At 66.3% G+C, this 20,756-nt stretch carries 21 protein-coding genes and 1 tRNA gene; 17 read left to right on the top strand and 5 right to left on the bottom strand.

What is annotated here, in order from left to right; translation table 11 throughout:
- Positions 1-5 precede the first annotated feature (5 nt).
- The 4 genes from N4S67_RS27285 to xerD all read left to right on the top strand — a co-directional run bounded on the left by N4S67_RS27285 (position 6) and on the right by xerD (position 4,409).
- Entirely contained in the window at positions 6-947 is a 942-nt protein-coding gene (locus N4S67_RS27285) for a copper transporter (RefSeq protein WP_260996167.1), read from the top strand.
- Between the two features lie 141 nt (positions 948-1,088).
- Complete coding sequence (locus N4S67_RS27280) at positions 1,089-2,852, top strand: CTP synthase (protein ID WP_260996166.1); 1,764 nt, start codon at positions 1,089-1,091, stop codon at positions 2,850-2,852.
- Positions 2,845-3,465: an NUDIX domain-containing protein gene (locus tag N4S67_RS27275; protein WP_260996165.1), complete on the top strand. Its 621-nt coding sequence runs from the start codon at positions 2,845-2,847 to the stop codon at positions 3,463-3,465. The genes N4S67_RS27280 and N4S67_RS27275 overlap by 8 nt, the downstream gene beginning before the upstream one ends.
- Positions 3,462-4,409, top strand: a complete 948-nt coding sequence (gene xerD, locus N4S67_RS27270; RefSeq protein WP_260996164.1) for a site-specific tyrosine recombinase XerD — start codon at positions 3,462-3,464, stop codon at positions 4,407-4,409. The genes N4S67_RS27275 and xerD overlap by 4 nt, the downstream gene beginning before the upstream one ends.
- Here xerD and N4S67_RS27265 read toward each other — a convergent pair.
- Together N4S67_RS27265 and N4S67_RS27260 are read right to left on the bottom strand one after the other, a co-directional pair.
- Complete coding sequence (locus N4S67_RS27265) at positions 4,354-5,253, bottom strand: endonuclease/exonuclease/phosphatase family protein (RefSeq protein ID WP_260996163.1); 900 nt, start codon at positions 5,251-5,253, stop codon at positions 4,354-4,356. The genes xerD and N4S67_RS27265 overlap by 56 nt on opposite strands.
- Before the next feature lie 38 nt (positions 5,254-5,291).
- Positions 5,292-6,044, bottom strand: coding sequence for an O-methyltransferase (locus N4S67_RS27260; protein ID WP_260996162.1), 753 nt, complete (start codon positions 6,042-6,044; stop codon positions 5,292-5,294).
- 129 nt (positions 6,045-6,173) lie between these two features.
- Here N4S67_RS27260 and N4S67_RS27255 point away from each other — a divergent pair, with 129 nt between their 5' ends.
- The 8 genes from N4S67_RS27255 (at position 6,174) to N4S67_RS27220 (ending at position 13,412) form a co-directional block, all read left to right on the top strand.
- On the top strand, positions 6,174-7,049 hold the full coding sequence (locus N4S67_RS27255; protein WP_260996195.1) for a ParA family protein: 876 nt from the start codon (positions 6,174-6,176) through the stop codon (positions 7,047-7,049).
- Between the two features lie 8 nt (positions 7,050-7,057).
- Complete coding sequence (locus tag N4S67_RS27250; RefSeq protein ID WP_260996194.1) at positions 7,058-7,903, top strand: segregation/condensation protein A; 846 nt, start codon at positions 7,058-7,060, stop codon at positions 7,901-7,903.
- Complete coding sequence (gene scpB, locus N4S67_RS27245; protein WP_260996161.1) at positions 7,896-8,597, top strand: SMC-Scp complex subunit ScpB; 702 nt, start codon at positions 7,896-7,898, stop codon at positions 8,595-8,597. The genes N4S67_RS27250 and scpB overlap by 8 nt, the downstream gene beginning before the upstream one ends.
- Positions 8,590-9,333: a pseudouridine synthase gene (locus N4S67_RS27240; protein WP_260996160.1), complete on the top strand. Its 744-nt coding sequence runs from the start codon at positions 8,590-8,592 to the stop codon at positions 9,331-9,333. Before scpB ends, N4S67_RS27240 begins: the two co-directional genes overlap by 8 nt.
- A complete protein-coding gene (gene cmk, locus N4S67_RS27235) occupies positions 9,330-10,016 on the top strand; it encodes a (d)CMP kinase (protein ID WP_260996159.1) in 687 nt (228 codons plus the stop codon). Before N4S67_RS27240 ends, cmk begins: the two co-directional genes overlap by 4 nt.
- Positions 10,013-11,416 carry a ribosome biogenesis GTPase Der gene (gene der / locus N4S67_RS27230; RefSeq protein ID WP_260996158.1) on the top strand — a complete coding sequence of 468 codons (1,404 nt, stop codon included), beginning with the start codon at positions 10,013-10,015 and terminating at the stop codon, positions 11,414-11,416. Before cmk ends, der begins: the two co-directional genes overlap by 4 nt.
- Positions 11,417-11,498: 82 nt before the next feature.
- Positions 11,499-12,266 carry a sulfite exporter TauE/SafE family protein gene (locus tag N4S67_RS27225; RefSeq protein ID WP_260996193.1) on the top strand — a complete coding sequence of 256 codons (768 nt, stop codon included), beginning with the start codon at positions 11,499-11,501 and terminating at the stop codon, positions 12,264-12,266.
- A 231-nt stretch (positions 12,267-12,497) separates the two neighbouring features.
- The gene (locus tag N4S67_RS27220; RefSeq protein WP_260996157.1) at positions 12,498-13,412 is read left to right on the top strand and encodes a sulfite exporter TauE/SafE family protein; all 915 of its coding nucleotides are present in this window, start codon (positions 12,498-12,500) and stop codon (positions 13,410-13,412) included.
- A gap of 1 nt (position 13,413) precedes the next feature.
- Here N4S67_RS27220 and N4S67_RS27215 read toward each other — a convergent pair whose 3' ends face one another.
- Positions 13,414-14,907 (bottom strand): cryptochrome/photolyase family protein, encoded by a 1,494-nt coding sequence (locus N4S67_RS27215; RefSeq protein ID WP_260996156.1) that lies wholly within the window; start codon positions 14,905-14,907, stop codon positions 13,414-13,416.
- A 90-nt stretch (positions 14,908-14,997) separates the two neighbouring features.
- Between N4S67_RS27215 and N4S67_RS27210 the strand changes: the two genes are divergently transcribed.
- Positions 14,998-15,071 (top strand) — tRNA-Pro (locus N4S67_RS27210).
- A 154-nt stretch (positions 15,072-15,225) separates the two neighbouring features.
- Entirely contained in the window at positions 15,226-16,008 is a 783-nt protein-coding gene (locus N4S67_RS27205; protein ID WP_260996155.1) for a phage terminase large subunit family protein, read from the top strand.
- 153 nt (positions 16,009-16,161) lie between these two features.
- Here the strand turns inward: N4S67_RS27205 and N4S67_RS27200 are convergent, their stop codons facing one another.
- Positions 16,162-16,803, bottom strand: a complete 642-nt coding sequence (locus N4S67_RS27200; protein WP_260996154.1) for a TetR/AcrR family transcriptional regulator — start codon at positions 16,801-16,803, stop codon at positions 16,162-16,164.
- A 4-nt stretch (positions 16,804-16,807) separates the two neighbouring features.
- Positions 16,808-17,371, bottom strand: coding sequence for a hypothetical protein (locus N4S67_RS27195; RefSeq protein ID WP_260996153.1), 564 nt, complete (start codon positions 17,369-17,371; stop codon positions 16,808-16,810).
- Between the two features lie 219 nt (positions 17,372-17,590).
- On the opposite strand from N4S67_RS27195, the gene N4S67_RS27190 reads away from it, so the two are divergent.
- The 3 genes from N4S67_RS27190 to N4S67_RS27180 all read left to right on the top strand — a co-directional run bounded on the left by N4S67_RS27190 (position 17,591) and on the right by N4S67_RS27180 (position 20,750).
- Complete coding sequence (locus tag N4S67_RS27190; protein WP_260996152.1) at positions 17,591-18,958, top strand: aromatic ring-hydroxylating oxygenase subunit alpha; 1,368 nt, start codon at positions 17,591-17,593, stop codon at positions 18,956-18,958.
- Between the two features lie 68 nt (positions 18,959-19,026).
- Complete coding sequence (locus N4S67_RS27185) at positions 19,027-19,461, top strand: hypothetical protein (RefSeq protein WP_260996151.1); 435 nt, start codon at positions 19,027-19,029, stop codon at positions 19,459-19,461.
- The gene (locus N4S67_RS27180) at positions 19,458-20,750 is read left to right on the top strand and encodes a cytochrome P450 (protein WP_260996150.1); all 1,293 of its coding nucleotides are present in this window, start codon (positions 19,458-19,460) and stop codon (positions 20,748-20,750) included. Before N4S67_RS27185 ends, N4S67_RS27180 begins: the two co-directional genes overlap by 4 nt.
- Positions 20,751-20,756 lie beyond the last annotated feature (6 nt).

Genomic DNA, 20,756 nt, shown 5'->3' with positions numbered 1-20,756 from the left:
CGGACATGATCTCCCTACGCACTCATGCGATTTCGCTCGCCGCCGTCTTTCTCGCGCTGGCCATCGGCGTGGCCCTGGGTTCGGGGTTGCTGTCGAACACGGTGCTGTCCGGACTCCGTGAAGACAAGCAGGAACTGCAGAACCAGATCAACACCCTCACTGACGACAAGAACGCACTCAACGAAAAGCTCAGTGCTGCGGGAGAATTCGACGCCCAGATGTCGCCCCGCATCCTGCGTGACACCCTCGTCGACCGATCAGTGGTGGTGTTCCGCACGCCGGACGCCGCGGACGACGACGTCGATGCACTGACGCGGTTCGTCGGCCAAGCCGGCGGCGCGGTCACCGGGACGATCACGTTGACGCAGCAGTTCGTCGACGCAAACGCCGCCGAGAAACTGCTGTCGGTGGTCAACTCGCCGATCGTGCCCGCGGGTAAGCAACTGAGCACGACGGCGGTGGACCAAGGCTCACAGGCCGGCGACCTGCTGGGGATCGCGCTGTTGATCAACCGGGATCCGAAGGTGCCCGCCGTCGACGACGTCCAACGCGACACCGTGCTGGCCGCGCTGCGCGATACCGGCTTCGTCAGCTACGAGGACGCACGCATCGGCGCGGCCAACACCGCATTGATCGTGACGGGCGGGGGACTGGGCGACGACGCGGGTAACCGCGGGTCCACTGTCGCCCGGTTCGCGGCTGGACTGTCGGCCCACGGATCGGGCACCGTGCTCGTCGGTCGCGACGGGTCGGCGTCGGGCACCGCGGCCGTCGCCGTGACCAGATCCGACGCGGCGATGGCGTCGGCCGTCAGCACCGTGGACGACGTCGATTCGGAGTCCGGCCGGATCACGTCGGTGCTGGCCTTGAGCGATCTGATCAACGGCGGCCGACCCGCGTCCTACGGCATCGGCCAGGGTGCCGCGTCGGTGACCGTCCCGCAGTAGTCGACGAGACCGTCCCCCTTCTCGCGTGTGCGCGGCGCGTCAGCGACGCCTTGTCGGTGTCGGTGTTAGGGTGAGATTCCGTGGGTCGGCAGGCCCCAGCTACTCACAGCGCATCCCTGCCCGTCGTCACGGAGGTTGCTCTTGCCAGCGCTACGCAAGCACCCACAGACCGCGACCAAACACCTCTTCGTCACGGGCGGTGTGGTTTCCTCGCTCGGCAAGGGGCTCACCGCGTCGAGTCTGGGGCAGTTGCTGACCGCGCGGGGTCTGCAGGTGACCATGCAGAAGCTCGACCCCTACCTCAACGTCGACCCCGGCACCATGAACCCGTTCCAGCACGGCGAGGTGTTCGTGACCGAGGACGGTGCGGAGACCGACCTCGACGTCGGGCACTACGAGCGATTCCTCGACCGCGACCTGCCCGGCTCGGCGAATGTGACGACCGGGCAGGTCTATTCGACCGTGATCGCCAAGGAGCGGCGCGGCGAGTACCTCGGCGACACCGTCCAGGTGATTCCGCACATCACCGACGAGATCAAGAACCGGATCTTGGCGATGGCCGCACCTGGCCCCGACGGATACCGGCCCGACGTCGTGATCACCGAGATCGGTGGCACGGTCGGCGACATCGAATCGCTGCCCTTCCTCGAGGCCGCGCGGCAGGTGCGCCACGAGGTCGGCCGCGAGAACTGCTTCTTCCTGCACTGCTCGCTGGTGCCCTTCATGGCGCCGTCCGGCGAACTCAAGACCAAGCCCACGCAGCACTCGGTGGCCGCGTTGCGCAGCATCGGCATCACCCCGGACGCGCTGATCCTGCGCTGCGACCGGGACGTGCCCGAATCACTGAAGAACAAGATCGCGCTGATGTGCGACGTGGACATCGACGGCGTGATCTCCACGCCCGATGCCCCGTCGATCTATGACATCCCCAGGGTGCTGCACCGCGAGGAACTCGACGCCTATGTGGTGCGGCGACTCAACCTGCCGTTCCGGGATGTGGACTGGACCCAGTGGAACGATCTGCTCGAGCGGGTGCACGAACCCCATGAGAGCGTGCGGATCGCGCTGGTGGGCAAGTACATCGACCTCTCGGACGCCTACTTGTCGGTGGCCGAGGCCCTGCGCGCGGGCGGGTTCGCGCACCGCGCCAAGGTCGAGATGCGGTGGGTGGCCTCCGACGACTGTGAATCCGAGACCAGCGCGGCCGCGGCGCTCGCCGAAGCGCACGCCGTGCTGATTCCCGGCGGCTTCGGCATCCGGGGGATCGAGGGCAAGATCGGCGCCATCCGCTATGCCCGCAAGCGCGGGTTGCCGGTACTGGGACTGTGTCTCGGTCTGCAGTGCATCGTGATCGAGGCGGCCCGCTCCGTCGGACTCGGCGAGGCGAACTCCGCCGAGTTCGACCCGTCGACGCCTGATCCCGTCATCTCCACAATGGCCGACCAACGCGATGCCGTCGCCGGCGAGGCCGACCTCGGCGGCACCATGCGGCTGGGCGCCTATCCGGCCGTCCTCGAGCCGGGTTCGATTGTGGCGCAGGCCTATGACGCCACGGAGGTTTCTGAGCGGCACCGCCACCGCTACGAGGTCAACAACTTCTACCGGGACCGCATCGCTGAGAGCGGGCTGAAGTTCTCGGGCACCTCACCCGACGGACACCTGGTCGAGTTCGTCGAGTACTCACCAGACGTCCATCCGTTCATCGTCGGCACTCAAGCGCATCCGGAACTCAAGAGCAGGCCCACGCGGCCACACCCGCTGTTCGTCGCGTTCGTCGGCGCGGCGCTGACATACAAGGCCGAAGAACGGCTGCCGGGCATGGACATCCCCGAACAACGGTCCAATGGCGCCGACCATTCGGAGGATGTGGGGCAACTGCTGCAAGAACCCGCGGCCCGTGGCTGAACACGACTTCGAGACCGTCTCCTCCGAAATCCTGTACACCGGAAACATTTTCGCGCTGCGCGCCGACGAGGTGCGCATGCCCCACGGTAACGTGGCACGCCGAGAAGTCGTCGAGCACTACGGCGCGGTGGCCGTGCTCGCGATGGACGACGACAACAACATCGTGATGGTCTACCAGTACCGCCACCCCATCGGCAGGCGGCTGTGGGAACTGCCCGCTGGCCTTCTCGACGCCGGTGGTGAGCCACCGCACGTCACCGCCGCACGCGAACTCGAAGAAGAGGCAGGTCTGAGCGCCACGACGTGGCGTGTGCTCGTCGACCTCGATTCGGCGCCCGGGTTCAGCGACGAGAGCGTTCGGGTGTACCTCGCCACGGGGGTCAGTGAGGTCGGCAGGCCGGACGCACACGACGAGGAAGCCGATCTGCAGCTGCGGTGGCTACCCCTTGCCGAGGCCGTGCAAATGGTGTTCGCCGGTGAGATCGTCAATTCCATTGCAGTGAGCGGAATTCTGGCCGCGCATGTCCTCGACGACGTCGAGTCGCTACGGGCTGTCGACGCAGGGTGGACCGACCGGCCGACGGCGTTCGCACGTCGCAAGGGCCATCCGTGACGACGTTCCGCCCCGCGCTCGACGACCAGATCCAGGGCTATCTGGACCATCTGACCATCGAGCGTGGTGTCGCAGCGAACACGCTGTCGTCGTACCGCCGCGACCTGCGTCGCTACGCCGAGCACCTGACCTTGCGCGGCGTCGACGATCTGGCCAAGGTGACCGAATCCGACGTCAGCGAGTTCCTGGTGGCGCTGCGCAGAGGCGATTCGGACGTCGGCAGCGCGCCCCTGTCGGCCGTGTCGGCGGCGCGCGCGTTGATCGCCGTACGGGGACTGCACCGCTTCGCCGCGTCGGAAGGACTCGTCGACCTCGATGTGGCTCGCGCGGTCAAGCCGCCCACCCCGAGCCGACGACTGCCCAAGAGCCTGACTCTCGATGAGGTCCTGGCGCTGCTGGAGGCGGCGGGCGGGGACAGCGAGGCCGACGGCCCGCTGACGCTGCGCAACAGGGCGCTGCTGGAACTGCTCTACTCGACCGGAGCGCGAATTTCCGAGGCGGTCGGACTCGACATCGACGACATCGACACCCAGGCGCGGTCGGCGTTGCTTCGCGGCAAGGGCGGTAAACAGCGACTGGTCCCCGTCGGCAGACCCGCCGTCACCGCGCTGGACGCTTACCTGGTGCGGGGTCGCCCCGACCTGGCCCGCCGCGGCCGGGGTACGCCCGCGATCTTCCTCAACGCGCGCGGCGGCCGATTGTCGCGCCAGAGCGCGTGGCAGGTGCTGCAGGACGCCGCAGAGCGGGCCGGCGTCACCGCGGCGGTGTCGCCGCACGTGCTTCGGCATTCGTTCGCCACCCACCTGCTCGACGGCGGCGCCGACGTGCGAGTCGTACAGGAACTACTCGGCCACGCATCGGTGACGACGACGCAGATCTACACGATGGTCACCGTGCACGCGCTGAGGGAGGTCTGGGCCGGCGCGCATCCACGCGCGCGGTGACGCCGGAGCCCGCCTTCCCGCGTCGAATGCGGCAGCGCAATCCGAAGTGGTCCGACGGAAAGATTCGCGGATGCTTCTTCGAAATCGGCTCGGTGCCTAGCAGTTCGATGTCCTCTGGCACCCAGTCGCGGCCCTTGAGCAGCACCCGGTCGAACCGGACATGTCGATGCTTGTCCTTCATGTCGTAGCGCATGAGGTTGATCGACGTGTCCTCGGTGAAGCCGTCGTCGTCGGGTCGTAGCGTCGGCCAGACGTCGCGGTACGGCTCTGCGATCCGCTCGTTCTCGTCGTCGCGCATGTTGAAATCGCCCATGATCAACGCATTTTCGACGTCGCGCAGCGCACGGAACACCGCCCGCAGCTGCCAGCCTCTGATCCAGCGCGACCGCTTGCCGCTGTCCAAGTGCACGGAGCAGACGGCCGTCGTGCCGCCGTTGATCATGAACTCCGCGCGCAGCAGCCCCCGGTCCGCCTTCGTGGGGAGGCGGGTGTAGACGACGCGGCGAATCGGCAGCCGAGACAACAGCAGCATCCCGTACTTGCCGACCTCGTCGTCGACCACCGCCGCGCACGCGTAGTCGTCGCGGATCCACCGTTGCGCGAGGAACACTTTCAAGGCCTCGGCGGTGACTTCCTGGAACACCATGACGTCCGGGGAGTCGCGTGACAACAACTCGGCGATGTGGCGGAAACGCAGGTCTGCGCACTTGCTGTCGAACCAGACGTTGTAGGTCGACACCGTCAGCTCGTCACGGTCGACGCTGCCGCCTCCGTTGCAGCCGACCCAGCGGCCGGATTCGGGGTCGAAGGCTCGCACGTCCACCTTGCGCGTGCGCGGCCTCACGCTCGCTCGGCTACCCGGCACCGCACACCGCGAAACGGTCAGCCGAGGTACTCGGATTCGAGCACCAAGTCCGCCAGCAACGTCTGGTACTCGGCGTGGGTCTTGTGCTCGACGGTGTCGAAGAGCACGCCCTGCTGCTGCCGCATGTACTCGCGGTACTTCGGCGCGCCGGGGATCCGCACGTTGTCGGCCACCACGATGGAACCTTTGTGCAGCCAACCGCGGTCGAGAATGCCCTGCAGGTCTGACAGGTAGGCGTTTTTGTCGTGGTCGAGGAACAGCACGTCGAGAGTGCCTGCTGCGAACCCATGCTCGGTGGACAGCGCGTCGATGGTGCTGCCGCCGTCACCGAGGGTGCCGACCACACACGTGATGCGATCGGCCACGCCGGCGTGCTCCCAGATGCCGCGAGCGACGGCGGCGTTCGCCTCGGCCAGTTCCACCGAGTAGACCCGCGCGGCCGGGGCGGCCCGGGCGATCCGCAGCGCGCCGTAGCCGCAGTAGGTCCCCAGTTCCAGCACCTGCCGCGCATCGACCCGCTGGACCGCGGCGTCGAGGAGGGCGCCCTTCTCGTCGCCGACATTGATCAGGAAGGACTTCTCGTAGGCGAACTGGTCGATCTTGGCGATGACGTCGTCGATGTCGCCCCGGCGGGCGTTGGCCACCACCCAGTCCAGGACGGCGGCCTCGCGTCCGTCGCCGATCTGGCCCGTGGTGGAGATGTTGCGGACGCCGAGGGCCATTCGGAGGAAAGACCACCGCAGGAGGGGTATGCGTTGCTTCAAGGACATGGCGTCACCATAGGACGGCTCAACTCGATGAAGTTGCCCGCGGGTCTGCCAGACCAGGCAGGCGCGCACCGTTAAACTTGCCCGGATGTTCGCCATGGGGTCCGGATGCCTGACCAGCGACGGTTCCGCATGACCGACGAGGGCGGTCCGCCCGCCGGGACGGCGGAGCCTGCGAGTTTGACCGGGCGCCCACCCCGGCCCATTCCTGAACCTGCGCCCAAGAGCACGCACGGTCCGGCCAAGGTCATCGCGATGTGCAATCAGAAGGGCGGCGTGGGCAAGACGACGTCGACCATCAACTTGGGCGCCAGCCTCGCCGAGTACGGCCGTCGCGTCTTGCTCGTCGATCTCGACCCGCAGGGCGCCTTGTCGGCGGGCCTCGGGGTGCCGCACTACGAACTCGCTCACACCGTGCACAACCTGCTGGTCGAGCCGCGGGTGTCGATCGACGACGTGCTTTTCAACACCCGGGTGAAAAACCTGGACCTGGTGCCCAGCAACATCGATCTGTCGGCAGCGGAGATCCAGTTGGTCAACGAGGTGGGCCGCGAGCAGTCGCTGTCCCGCGCGCTGTACCCGGTGCTGGACCGCTACGACTATGTGCTGATCGACTGCCAGCCGTCGCTGGGACTGCTGACCGTCAACGGGCTGGCCTGTAGCGACGGTGTGATCATCCCCACCGAGTGCGAGTACTTCTCGCTGCGCGGCCTGGCCCTGCTGACCGATACCGTCGAGAAGGTGCACGACCGGTTGAACCCCAGGTTGTCGATCAGCGGCATCCTGATCACCCGCTACGACCCGCGCACCGTCAACGCGCGCGAGGTGATGGCGCGGGTGCTCGAACGCTTCGGTGACCTGGTGTTCGACACCGTCATCACCCGCACCGTCCGCTTCCCGGAAACCAGCGTGGCCGGTGAGCCCATCACCACGTGGGCGCCGAAATCGGGTGGGGCACAAGCGTATCGGTCGTTGGCGCGGGAAGTCATCGACCGGTTCGGCGCGTGACCGACTCGCTGACAGAGGACGGAGCCGAGGAGGCGGCGACATCTCGCTCCGCCAAGCAGACCCAGCAGGCAGGCTTCCAAGTTCGGCTGAGCAATTTCGAGGGTCCCTTCGACCTGCTGTTGCAGCTGATCTTCGCGCACCGCCTCGACGTCACCGAAGTGGCGCTGCACCAAGTCACCGACGACTTCATCGCCTACACCAAAGCCATCGGTCGACAACTCGAGCTCGACGAGACCACAGCCTTCCTGGTGATCGCGGCGACTCTGCTCGATCTCAAGGCTGCCCGATTGCTGCCCGCGGGCGACGTGCACGACGAGGAGGATCTCGCGCTGCTGGAGGTGCGCGACCTGCTGTTCGCCCGGCTGCTGCAGTACCGCGCGTTCAAGCATGTCGCCGAGATGTTCGCCGAACTCGAGGCGGCGGCGCTGCGCAGCTACCCGCGCGCCGTTGCGCTGGAGGAGCAGTATCAGGACCTGCTGCCGGAGGTGATGCTGGGCGTCGACGCCGACGCCTTCGCGCAGATCGCCGCAGCGACCTTCACCCCGCGACCGGTGCCTACGGTCGGCACCGAGCACCTTCACCAGGTGGCGGTCTCGGTGCCCGAGCAGGTCGGCAATCTGATGGCGCTGCTCCAGACCCGGGGCATGGGGCAGTGGGCGTCGTTTCGCGAACTTGTGGCCGATTGTCAGGCGCCGATCGAGATCGTGGGCCGCTTCCTGGCGCTGCTCGAGCTGTACCGGGCGCGGGCGGTAGCATTCGAACAACCAGAACCGCTTGGTGTGCTCCAAATTTCGTGGACCGGCGAACGCCCGACGAACGAACACCTCGCGGCGGAAGTAGACCACTATGACTGACGACACCTCAACGGATCTCGAAATCGGCATCGATGTTGCCACCGCGCCCGAGTTGGAAGACGCTGAACTCGGGGCGGTGCTCGAAGCGCTGCTGTTGGTGGTCGACACGCCGGTGACCGTCGAGCAGCTCGCGGCCGCGACCGAGCAACCCGCCTATCGCGTCGCCGCCAAACTGACGATGATGGCCGACGAGCTCGCGGCCCGCGAGAGCGGTATCGATCTGCGCGAAGCCGGCGGTGGCTGGCGGCTTTACACCCGGGCGCGGTTCGCGCCGTACGTAGAACGGTTGGTGCTCGACGGTGCCCGCTCGAAACTCACGCGCGCGGCGCTCGAGACGCTGGCGGTGATCGCCTACCGGCAGCCGGTCACGCGGGCCCGGGTCAGCGCGGTGCGCGGGGTCAACGTCGACGCGGTGATACGCACACTTCTTGCGCGCGGACTGATCACCGAGGCCGGCGCCGACTCGGACTCCGGCGCGGTCACGTTCGCCACGACCGAATTGTTCTTGGAGAGGCTGGGATTGACCTCATTGGCCGACCTACCCGACATCGCGCCGCTGCTGCCGGATGTCGACGTGATCGACGACCTCAGCGAATCACTGGACGACGACCCGCGTTTCATGAAGCTCAGCGGCACCCCGGCACCGGCCGTACAGCCGATGTCGTTCGACGTCGACCGGGATGCCGATGCCTGACACGGAAGGCATACGGCTGCAAAAAGTCCTGTCGCAGGCCGGGATCGCCTCCCGGCGGGTCGCGGAGAAGATGATCATCGACGGCCGCGTCGAGGTCGACGACCGCATCGTCACTGAACTCGGCACCCGCGTCGACCCGACCGCCTCGGTGATCCGCGTCGACGGAGCCCGGATCACCGTCGACGACACCCTGGTGCACCTGGCGATCAACAAACCGCTCGGAATGCATTCGACGATGTCGGACGACCGCGGCCGACCCTGTGTCGGCGACCTCGTGGAATATCGGGTTCGCGGCAACAAGAAGCTGTTTCACGTCGGGCGACTGGACGCCGACACCGAAGGGCTGATGTTGTTGACCAACGACGGTGAGTTGGCGCACCGTTTGATGCACCCGTCTTACGAGGTGCCCAAGACATATGTGGCGACGGTGGACGGCGCCGTGCGTCGCGGAGTAGGTAGCACGCTGCGCGCTGGAGTCGAACTGGACGACGGCCCGGCGCGCGTCGACGACTTCGCCGTGGTGGACAAGCTGCCCGGCAAGACGCTGGTGCGGGTCACGCTGCATGAGGGCCGCAAGCGGATCGTGCGCAGGCTGCTGGCCGCGGTCGGGTATCCGGTCCTGGAATTGGTGCGCACCGACATCGGGTCGGTGTCGCTGGGCGAGCAGCGGCCGGGCAGTATCCGGGTCCTCACACAGAAAGAATTGGGCGAGTTGTACAAGGCGGTCGGACTGTGAGCGTTCCGGTCGTGATCGCCGTGGACGGGCCCGCGGGTACCGGAAAGTCCTCTGTTTCAAGGGGGTTGGCGCGGTCACTCGGCGCGCGCTATCTGGACACGGGGGCGATGTATCGAATCGTCACGTTGGCGGTGCTACGCGCGGGAGTGCGGTTGGACGACACGACGGCTGTCGCGAGGGTGGCGGCGAACGTCCCACTGTCCGTGGGCTACGACCCCGACGTCGACCGCGCTTACCTTGACGCTGAAGATGTCTCGAGTGAGATCCGTGGCGACGAGGTGACCAAGGCGGTGTCAGCCGTCTCGGCGGTGCCCGCGATCCGGGCACGACTGGTCGATTTGCAGCGGGAGCTTGCGGCGGGCGCCGACAGCGTTGTGGTCGAAGGCCGCGACATCGGCACGGTCGTACTGCCCGACGCCGATCTGAAGATCTTCCTGACGGCTTCGGCCGAGGTGCGAGCACGGCGGCGCAACGAGCAGAACGTGACCTCGGGTCTGGCCGACGATTACGAGGCGGTGCTCGCCGACGTGAAACGCCGCGACCATCTGGATTCGACGCGCAAGGTATCGCCCCTGCGCGCCGCCAACGACGCGGTGGTCGTCGACACGAGCGACATGACCGAGGCCGAGGTCGTCGAGCATCTGTCCGAATTGGCACAGCAGCGCTGCGGGGTCCGGCCATGACCGACGGCACATGGACCGACGAAAGTGACTGGGAACTCGGGGCAGAGGACGTCGCGGAGGCCATCGAGGAGGCCGCGGCCCCGCCGCCGGTGGTCGCCGTCGTCGGGCGGCCCAACGTCGGCAAGTCGACGCTGGTGAACCGGATCCTCGGGCGCCGCGAGGCGGTCGTGCAGGATGTGCCGGGCGTGACCCGCGACCGGGTGTCCTACGACGCCACGTGGTCGGGCCGCCGGTTCGTCGTGCAGGACACCGGCGGATGGGAACCCGACGCCAAGGGGCTGCAACAGCTGGTGGCCGAACAGGCGTCGGTAGCGATGCGTACCGCCGACGCAATCATTTTCGTGGTCGACGCGGTGGTAGGTGCGACGACGGCCGACGAGGCGGCGGCGCGGCTGCTGCAACGCTCGGGCAAGCCGGTGTTCCTGGCGGCCAACAAGGTGGACACCGAGCGCGGCGAGGCCGACGCCTCAGAACTGTGGTCGCTGGGACTCGGTGAGCCGCACCCGGTCAGCGCGATGCACGGCCGCGGGGTGGCCGACCTGCTCGACGAACTGCTCGAGGCGTTGCCTGCGGTGTCAGAGTTGGCTGCCGGCGGGGGAGGCCCGCGCCGCGTGGCCTTGGTGGGTAAGCCGAACGTCGGTAAAAGCTCACTGCTGAACCGGCTTTCCGGTGATGAGCGGTCGGTGGTGCATGACGTCGCGGGCACAACCGTCGATCCCGTCGACTCGCTGATCGAGATGGACGGCAAGCTCTGGCGGTTCGTGGACACCGCAGGACTCAGGCGCAAGGTCGGCCAGGCCAGCGGGCACGAGTTCTACGCGTCGGTGCGCACCCACGGCGCCATCGACTCCGCCGAGGTGGCGATCGTCTTGATCGACGCCTCACAGCCGCTGACCGAGCAGGACCTGCGGGTGCTGTCGATGGTGATCGAAGCCGGCCGGGCACTGGTACTGGCGTTCAACAAATGGGATCTGGTCGACGAAGACCGCCGCTATCTGCTGGACCGTGAGATCGACCGCGAACTGGTGCAGGTGCAGTGGGCACAACGGGTGAACATCTCGGCGATGACCGGCAGGGCGGTGCAGAAGCTGGTGCCCGCGCTGGAGACGGCGCTGGCGTCGTGGGACTCCCGGGTGTCGACGGGCCGGCTCAACACTTTCTTCAAAGAAGTCGTCGCGGCGCATCCGCCGCCGGTGCGCGGTGGTAAGCAGCCGCGAATCCTGTTCGCCACGCAGGCGACATCGCGACCGCCGACCTTCGTGCTGTTCACCTCGGGATTCCTCGAAGCCGGCTACCGGCGCTTCCTGGAGCGACGGCTGCGGGAGACGTTCGGGTTCGAGGGCAGTCCGATCAGGATCAACGTGCGGGTGCGCGAGAAGCGGGGCGCCCGCTCCCGGTGAGTCGGGCGTATCCGGTCACGCTCAGCTCGACATACTGCGCCGATTTCGCTCCATTAGGGTTGGCCGAGTGCCCGTCGTCGACATGGTCTTCATAGCGTTGGCGGGGGTCGCGGCCGGCGCCATCAACGCCGTCGTCGGCTCCGGCACGCTGGTGACGTTCCCGACTCTCGTCGCGCTGGGTTACCCGCCGGTCGTGGCGACGATGTCGAATTCGGTCGGGCTGGTCGCCGGCAGCGCGTCGGGCACGTGGGGCTACCGGCGAGAACTTCGCGGTCAGTGGAACCGGGTGCGCTGGCAACTGCCGGCGTCGTTCGTCGGCGCGGGCGTCGGCGCGTGGCTGCTGCTTCATCTTCCGGAGAAGGTGTTCCAGCAGGTGGTGCCCGTGCTGCTCGTCCTCGCGCTGGCGCTGGTGGTGATCGGCCCGAAGATCCAGTCGTGGGCGCGCATCCGTTCGGAGGCGGCGGGGCGCTCGCTCGAGCATGTGTCGCGGGGACGAATGGCGGCGCTGGTGTTCGCGACGTTCGCCGTCGGGGTGTACGGCGGGTATTTCACGGCGGCGCAGGGAATCCTGCTCATCGCCGCGATGGGCGCACTCTTGCCCGAAGACATGCAACGGATGAACGCGGCCAAGAACCTGCTTTCGCTGGTGGTCAACATCGTGGCCGCGGTGGCCTACACGATCGTCGCCTATGACCGCATCAGCTGGCTGGCGGCGGGACTGATCGCGGTGGGCTCGCTGATCGGCGGCTTCCTTGGCGCGCACTACGGACGGCGGCTCTCACCCAACGCGCTGCGCGCGGTCATCGTCGTCGTCGGATTAATCGGGCTGTATCGATTGTTAACTCTTTAATCCGGCCCGGTAGCATCGCAAGATGTGCTCACGGACCACAGAAAGGGGCTGACCGGTGGCTGAACGTGCTTTCCGCACCGCGCCGTCGGCCCTGTGGGCCCTCGAGCCGTTCTGGCCGTCGCGCCGACTGATGGCCTTCGACGAGTGGTGTCGCGCGCGCATCTGATCTGCGCCCACTCGCCCGTCGTGGTCATCTGCGGCTGACCGCCACCTCGAAAGCAGCCGAACCTGATGCGTTCGCTTCTAATCTTCGCCCTCGTCGGCATCGGCGCCCAGCTGGTCGACGGCGCCCTCGGCATGGCGTTCGGCGTCACCGCGTCGACGCTGTTGGTGCTCAGCAGCGTCGGAGCCGCCCAGGCGAGCGCCGCAGTGCACCTCGCGGAGGTGGGCACCACGCTGGCCTCAGGGTTGTCGCATTGGCGGTTCAAGAACATCGACTGGTCGATCGTGTTGAAGCTCGGAGTGCCGGGTGCGATCGGAGCGTTCATTGGCGCCACGGTGCTGTCGTCGTTGTCGACCAAGGACGCGGCGCCGCTGATGGCGGGCATCCTCGTGGTCATCGGTGCCTATGTTTTGCTGCGATTCTCGATGCGCAATCCGCCGGTGCTGCGGCACGGCGAGACGCCGCACAGCGCGAAGTTTCTCAGCCCGCTGGGATTGTTCGGCGGGTTCATCGACGCGTCCGGTGGCGGCGGTTGGGGCCCGGTCACCACCAGCACGCTGCTGTCGCGGGGCAAGACGGCGCCGCGCACGGTGATCGGTTCTGTGAGCGCGTCGGAATTCCTGGTGGCGGCGTCGGCCTCGGTCGGCTTCGTGGTCGGACTCCGGGAGGAATTCATTCAGAACTTGCCGGTTGTCGTCGGTCTGGCGGTCGGCGGTGTCATCGCGGCGCCGTTCGCTGCCTGGCTGGTCAGCCGGATCAACCCGGCTCTGTTGGGCACCGCGGTTGGCGGGGTCATCGTGCTGACCAACAGCCAGAAGTTGGTGCACTACTTCGGCATCCACTGGCCGTGGTCGACCGGCATCTACAGCGTGATCGTGATCGCCTGGACGGCCGCGCTGGTCGTTGCATGGCGGACATCCCGTGCGGTGCAACGGGTTTCCGCCGAGGTCGCGGCTCAGGACTTGACGCGCGCCGGCGCCTGATTCAGAACTCTCGACGCTTGGCCTCTTGCTCGACGACGCCGTCGAGGTCCTTGAGCCGCTCCATCGACGAGACCGACCGCCTCGTGCGGTTGTTCCCGGCGAGCCGGTCACGGTGCCGGTGCACGAAGTTCCAGTAGCCGGCGGTGAACGGACAGGCGTCCTCGCCGAGGCGCTTCTTCGGGTCGTAGGCGCAGTCGCCGCAGTGGTCGCTCATCTTGTTGATGTAGGCACCGCCCGCGGCGTAGGGCTTGGTGGCGAGCTTGCCGCCATCGGCGTGCTGGCTCATGCCGACGACGTTGGTGGGCATGACCCAGCGGAAGCCGTCGACGTATGCCGTGGCGAACCACTCCGTGAGTTCGCGCGGCTGATAGCCGCGCTGCAGCGCGTGGTTGCCGAGCACCATGAGCCGTTGAATGTGGTGAGTCCAACCGCGATCGCGGACACCCATCAGCGCGTGGCGCAGGCATTCGGCGGTGACGGCATCGGCGTCGAGGTCCTTCCACCACGCGGGTAACGGGGTGTGGGCGTCGAGTTCGTTGTTGCGGGTGTAGCCGGGGCCGAAGTGCCAGTACAAATGCCACATGTACTCGCGCCAGCCGAGGATCTGACGGATGAAGCCCTCGACGGCGGCCAGCGGGGCGTGTCCGTCGCGGTAGGCCCGTTCGGCGGATTCGACGGCGTCGAGGGGGTGCAGGACGCCGAGATTGAGTGGGACGGACAGCAGGGAGTGCGACATGGCCCAGTCCTGAGCCATGATGGCGTCCTCATAACGGCCGAAGTGGGGCAGGCGGTAGTCGATGAACCGGGCGAGCGCCTGTTGCGCCTCGTCGGGAGTGACGGCGAACAAGCGTGGACCGTCGACCCCGACGGTTGGTAGGTTCATCCGGTCCAGGTCGCGGCGAACCTCGTCGTCGATGTCGTCTTCGGTTGGCCAGTAGGGTTCCGGAACTCCCAGCGTCGCTTGCTTTTTCGGCGGTGGCTGGCGATTCTCCTCGTCGTAGTTCCATCGATTGCCGACGGGGTCGGCGCCGTTCATGAGGATGTCGAAGCGGCGCCGCTGGTCACGGTAGAAGTCCTCCATCCGGAACCTCGTGCGGTTGCCCGCCCACTGGGCGAACTCGGCGCGGGGGAGGGCGAACATCGGGGTTGGCAGGACGTCGGCGACGAGTCCTTCCTTCTTGAGGCGGTGGACGAACTGCTCGGCGGCGTGCGAGGTGGGCTCGTGTACCAGAACGGGACGGCCGTACCGTTCGAGGGCGTCGGTGTAGGTGTCGGTCTGAATGAACGTCGCGCGATCACCGAGCTCTTGGTCGGCATGACGCAGAGCGGACAGCACAATGTGCAGCTTCTGGCGGTGGTAGGGGCGGCGGTGCAGGGCAGTAGTCGCCTCGACGAGAAGGATTTCGCGGTGCGCGTGCTCGCCGCCGTGCAGCGCCGGGCCGAGTTGATCGGCGAACAACCAGAGCGGGGTGTCGTCGCGCACGTTGTCGCTCATTGCGTGCGTGTACCCACTGGTGGTGGTTGGGATTGTGACGTCGCGCTGCGGTAGGCTTTCGACTCGCTGCCGGCGATCCCGGCAGCACCGCGGGCTGTGGCGCAGTTTGGTAGCGCACTTGACTGGGGGTCAAGTGGTCGCAGGTTCAAATCCTGTCAGCCCGACAAAGTAAAACCCGCTCCGACCAGTCCGGAGCGGGTTTTTGCGTCTCGGGGGAGTGCCCGTCGAGGCGGTCCGGCGTCCCAGTGGGCCAAGAGTGTCCCAACACGTCGACGCGCGCCTGGCCGGCGCTGGCATCCCGGCGACCTGATCGGCACGTTGCTCGCCGAGGAGCGCGAGCGGGGCACACCTGAGCACTTCGCCGACCTGCGCCGCTCGGTTGGCGAGCGGACCTGGTCCGCGGAGTTCCAAGGCGTACCGGCCTCGCCCGAGGGCAACGTAATCCGACGGGAGTGGCTTGACCGGTGGCGGCTACCCGCGATGCCGACCGCGCCTCTGCGCACGGTCGTCGGCGTCGATCCGTCCGACAGCGGCCACGGCGACGCCTGCGGCCTCGTCGCGGCCAGCCTGACCCGCGAGGGCGTGGTCGTCGTGCACCGGGACATCAGCGAGCCGATGACGCCGGAACGCTGGGCGCGGGCGGCGGTCGAGCTGGCGCAGGACCTCGGCGCGTCCGAGATCGCCGTCGAGGCGTTCACCGCGCGCGAGGGTTATCTGTCGGTAGTTAACAACACGCTCCGCCGTCACCGGCTCACTCACCCGATCAGGGTGACGTCGTGGCCACCTAAGGGCGACACCACCGGTCGCGGCCGGGGTGACGCTCTGGTGCGCAGCACGAAGCTGGTCGCCGGGCTAGAGAACGGCACCGTCAGGATCGCCGGGTCTCTGTCGACCCTTGAGGAACAGGCGGTGCGCTGGCAGGGCACACAACACCAGCCCGACTGCATCGCCGCGCTGACCGTCGCTCACGACGTCCTGGTGCACTCCATCGGCCATATGCACATCGTGTCGATGGCCGACATCGAGCGCCGTGCCCGCGAGGGTCGGAGGCCGCCGCCGCCCGAATGGATGCGCCGCAGGATCGGCGGCTTAGGACGCTGACGAATGTCCACAGAGTCCCCTCAAATTTACTGTCTAACAACGTATCTGACCGACACCCCGACCGTCGCAGCGTGGCTGCACACCCGCCTGCCATGCTGCGCTACATGACCGCCGTAGTAGCTCCCACCCCGACGCTGTAAGACCCGGCCGCGCTCACCCCGGCGCATTAGCCGGCAACGAGCCGCGTTCGGTTGAACTACCGGGGGTCTCGATGCTCGACATCACCAGCTGCAGATACGGGCGATAGAGGTCTTCGCCATCCAGATGGCTATCGAGGGTGATGCCGTCGTTGGCGGCAAGGATTACTCGGGCCAGCGTCTCCGCCTCGATGGTGAGGGTTCCTCCGATACGGGCGACGTTCTTGCTGATAAATTCGCCGAGGGCGCGGGTGGTTTCGAGGCGCTGAGCTGCGACGCGCTCAAGCGCGTCGGGATTGCGCAGCAAGAACAGCTTCAACTCCAGTCCGAGTGCCGCCCGATCTGTTCCGCGGCTCAATCGGCGCCACCGGTCGGCCAACTCGTCGAGATCGATGTCACTGGGGCGATGAAACGACATCATCACCTCGACGAACCCGTCGAGGAAGCGCTGCCGCTGGCGGTCCACGACCGCCAAGAACAACTTCTCCTTGGCACCGAACTGTGAGTAGATGGCGCCACGCGTGAATCCGGCGGCGTCGGCTATTTCCTCCAGCGCTGCACCGGTCAGGCCCTTGCGAGCGAAGACCTCCTCTGCGGCATCCAACAGGATCTGGCGGGTGTGCTCGGCACGCCGCTCTTTCGTCCACCGCTCGGCCACGCGGTCATCCTCCCACCAAAGTGGGCGAAGGCGACCGGGCTTCGAACTCGTCGTCGCATGTCTGCGATTCGAGCGAGCGATCGACCAGGAGGTCTGGATCGAAAACATCCTTCGACCAGAACTCCTCCGACGGTTCTACGCGAGTGTCCAGACCAGCGGCGTGCAGCGCATGGGCTTTGAACATCCGGGCCGCCGGGCTCAATTCATGGCGGACGGGGTACACGGTCGCGGCGGTCTCGCAGTTGACGTGCGGTCCCCAGAACAGAAGCTGCGAACCGGACTCGACCCGTGGCAGCTCTACGCGCGCTGTGTAGTGGTTCACCGAAAGCGTAGCGCCCGAGAGGATTCGGGTGCGGACCACTCGACCCAGCTTCCCCAGAACTAGCTCAGGTTGCCCAGGGGGCTGCGCGCGGGCCCCGAGAATGGCCAGCGCTGTTGAGTGGGTGAGGTCCTCGGTGACGACAACGACGCACCACCCCGCACGACCGCGGTCGAACATCAGACCGCCGGCGTAACGAACTGCGTCGGCGACGCTGGCGCTTATCACATCGAGTCGGTAGCTGCTCACGGCCCGCCCTCCTTGGTCGCTTCGACTGATGTGACGCCGACCACCTTTATACACTGTTGTATCGGTGATACATTTATGTATATGGTGAACCATGTCACAGGCGGCGGACACTCGGCTCCATGCCACAGCCAAGGCGGGGACTAGCGCCAGCGACCCCTTCTGGGTATCGAATGCCAGCCACCCGCCGCGTGGTCTCGCCGACTGAGGAGGACTCCCTTGATGCCAGCAACGCGACCCGGAGATTGGCTCGACCCCGACTCCGGGCTGGGTCTCGGTCTGGAAGACGTCCAGCCGGGTACGTTCAACATGACAATCCCGACAGACCGCTACACCTCGCGCGAATACGCGCAGCGGGAGCGGGAAGCGATCTGGATGCGCGTGTGGCAGATCGTCGGCCGCGCCGAGGACCTGCCGAAACCCGGTGACTGGAAGAAGTGCGACATCCAAGACCAGTCGTTCGTCATCGTCCGCGGGAAAGACGACAAGCTTCGCGGGTTCGTGAATGCCTGCCGGCACCGCGGGAACGCGCTGTGCATCAACGAAACCGGGAACGCAAGGCGCGGCTTTCTCTGCCAGTACCACCTGTGGTCCTACGATCTAGAAGGAAACCTGCGCGGCGTGCTGCGGGAAGACCTTGCCGGCCAGATCGACAAGAGTGAGAACTCCCTGTACGAGGTGCCCGTCGACACGTTCGCCGGATTCATCTTCCTCAACCCCAACCCCCAGGCCGGGCCGCTGCGCGAGTACCTGGGCGAGGAGGTCTACCGCCTGCTCGAGCCCTACCACATCGATCAATTCACCACCGTGATGGATGTGAAGGAGGCCATCGACTGCAACTGGAAGGTCGTCATGGACGCCTTCGAAGAGGGCTACCACATCAACGGCATCCATCCCCAGTTGCTTGCGGTCCTGAACATCAACCCGAAGACAGCGCGGTACCAGTTCTTCGAGCGCCACAGTGTGGCGGTCGCACCGTTCGAGGTACAGGGCGCCGGTGCGCAGAAGCAGGTCGACGGGATCATGGCGCTTCCTGAGACATTCCCCGGCACCGCGGCGGTGATTCCGCGCTTCCAGGAACTTGTCGCGCCCTACCAGGGCAAGGACGGCGAGGTGGAATTCCCGGATGGCGTCACTGCCCGCGGGTTGCTGCAAGAGGCCACCCGCGATGTCTTGACCGGTATGGGACTCGACGTCAGTGAACTGACCGACAACCAGATGAGCGACAACCAGGGATGGGTGCTGTTCCCCAACTACTTCATGACCGTGCGCGCCGGCGAATGCCACGTGATCACGGCGGCACCGCACCCCGATGGTGATCCCAACCGTTGCATCTGGCATGTCGCGAGCTACATGTATCTGCCGTCCGAGCACCGCGATGCGTTCCGCGCCGACCCGATCGTGGTGGAGGAGCCCGGAAGCTATAAGTACTTCGAGGCCCTACAGCAGGATTACGTGCAAATGCCGCGCCAGCAACGCGGTTTGCGTAACGACCGGCTCGACCACATGTCGCTGGTGAAAGAGGAAGTAGTCATTGCGCACTTCCACTCGGTGATCGACCGCTACATGGCCGACGCCGCGAAGTCCTGACCTCCACCAGCAGATCCCAACTCTTCTGAAAAGAGGAACAATTGACGATCGCAGATATCCTTGCGACCGTGACGGGACGATCCCGCACCGTACTGAAGTACAGCCAGATCACTAAGCGATTGGTCGACAACGCAAAGCAACCCGGGTTCTCTGTCGAGAGCTGGATGCCACTTGCCGAGCTCATCGCCGTTGACGAGTTCGTGCGCATCGGCCCGTTCAAGGAGGTCATGAACTGGGCCGAATACGCGGAATTCCTGACGAACTGGGCGATCTCAGCGGACTGGGACTGCTCGTTCCAACGAATCACCGAGACACCGGATCTGGTGTTCCTCGAACTAGAAGAGCGCAGTCGCATCGGCGACTTCAGCAGCGTGGTCAACACCATCTCGGTCTACGAGTTCGATGCCGACGACAAAGTGCGTCGGATAGCCGTCTATCTGCAGATGGAATTGCCCAACACGCGCACCGTGCCGAGCTTTGACGGCGCCCGGGGTACGGAGTGACCCAGCCGCAGACGACCACCACCGACGGTGGTGAACTCGACGCCGTCGACTTCTTCACCGACAACGAGCTACTGCACGACCCCTATGACTACCTCGCCGCTCTGCGCGACGAGTGCCCGCTGCGCCGAGAGTCTCACCACGACGTGGTCATGGTGACCGGGTACGACGAGGGTGTCACCATCTACAACGACACGGCGCGGTTCTCGTCATGCATCTCGGTCACCGGCCCGTTCCCTGGGTTCCCAGTGCCGCTGGAAGGAGACGACGTCTCCGAACTGATCGCCCAGCACCGCGACGAGGTGCCATTCAGCGACCAACTGCCGACCTTCGACCCGCCCGTACACACCGCACACCGGGCGCTGCTGTCGAGAATGCTCACTCCGAAGCGACTCAAGGAGAACGAAGACTTCATGTGGCGGCTCGTCGACCGCCAACTCGACCGCGCGCTCACCGGCGGGCGCTGCGAGTTCATCGGTGATTTCGCGGCCCCATTCGCAATGCTCGTCATCGCCGACCTGCTCGGCGTGCCGGAATCCGACCACGACGAGTTCCGCGATGCGCTACTGACCGAAGCGGGAACGATCGGCAGTAGCGAGGGCGACCAGATGCAACATTCACCGCTGGAGTACCTCTACGGCAAGTTCGCTCAATACATCCATAGCCGCAGAGACGAGCCCCGCGACGATGTGCTGAACGGGATTGCCGCGGCGAGGTTTCCGGACGGCACGATCCCGGAAGTGATCGACGCGGTCCGAGTCGCGGCGAACCTGTTCGCCGCCGGCCAGGAGACAACGGTTCGCTTGTTGAGCGCCGCGGTGATGCTGATCGCTGAAGACGCCGAGCTGCAGGCGAAATTGCGCGCGAACAGGGACCTGATCCCACGTTTCATCGAAGAGACGCTGCGCTACGAGAGTCCTGTACGGGGCGACTTCCGGCTGTCGAAATGCCCCGTCACGGTGGGTGGTGTAGACCTGCCCGCCGGAACAACCGTCATGCTGCTCAACGCAGCGATGAATCGCGACCCCCGCAGGTTCACCGAACCCGACACCTTCGACATCGAGCGAGCCAACGCGCGCAGCCACGTCGCGTTCGGCCGGGGGCCGCATGCCTGCCCGGGTGCACCGCTGGCCCGCGCCGAAGGCCGCATCAGTCTGGAGCGGCTCTTCGACCGAACCACCGACATCCGGATCGACGAACGCAAGCACGGCCCTGCCGGCCGCCGCCGCTACACCTACCTGCCGACCTTCATTCTGCGCGGACTGACCCGCCTGCACATCGAATTCTCGTAGGGCTAT

Origin of the sequence: Mycobacterium deserti (genome assembly GCF_025345615.1) — a bacterium.
Taxonomy (GTDB): Bacteria; Actinomycetota; Actinomycetes; order Mycobacteriales; family Mycobacteriaceae; genus Mycobacterium; species Mycobacterium deserti.
This window is presented reverse-complemented; position numbering and strand designations above follow the sequence as displayed.

Bases quoted from the DNA above. Each gene is read 5' to 3' on its own strand.
- N4S67_RS27255 (WP_260996195.1), top strand. From the start codon at position 6,174: ATGACCGACGAGGGCGGTCCGCCCGCCGGGACGGCGGAGCCTGCGAGT.
- der (WP_260996158.1), top strand. From the start codon at position 10,013: ATGACCGACGGCACATGGACCGACGAAAGTGACTGGGAACTCGGGGCA.
- N4S67_RS27215 (WP_260996156.1), bottom strand. From the start codon at position 14,907: ATGAGCGACAACGTGCGCGACGACACCCCGCTCTGGTTGTTCGCCGAT.
- scpB (WP_260996161.1), top strand. From the start codon at position 7,896: ATGACTGACGACACCTCAACGGATCTCGAAATCGGCATCGATGTTGCC.
- N4S67_RS27220 (WP_260996157.1), top strand. From the start codon at position 12,498: ATGCGTTCGCTTCTAATCTTCGCCCTCGTCGGCATCGGCGCCCAGCTG.
- N4S67_RS27240 (WP_260996160.1), top strand. From the start codon at position 8,590: ATGCCTGACACGGAAGGCATACGGCTGCAAAAAGTCCTGTCGCAGGCC.
- N4S67_RS27285 (WP_260996167.1), top strand. From the start codon at position 6: ATGATCTCCCTACGCACTCATGCGATTTCGCTCGCCGCCGTCTTTCTC.
- N4S67_RS27225 (WP_260996193.1), top strand. From the start codon at position 11,499: ATGGTCTTCATAGCGTTGGCGGGGGTCGCGGCCGGCGCCATCAACGCC.
- N4S67_RS27190 (WP_260996152.1), top strand. From the start codon at position 17,591: ATGCCAGCAACGCGACCCGGAGATTGGCTCGACCCCGACTCCGGGCTG.
- N4S67_RS27260 (WP_260996162.1), bottom strand. From the start codon at position 6,044: ATGTCCTTGAAGCAACGCATACCCCTCCTGCGGTGGTCTTTCCTCCGA.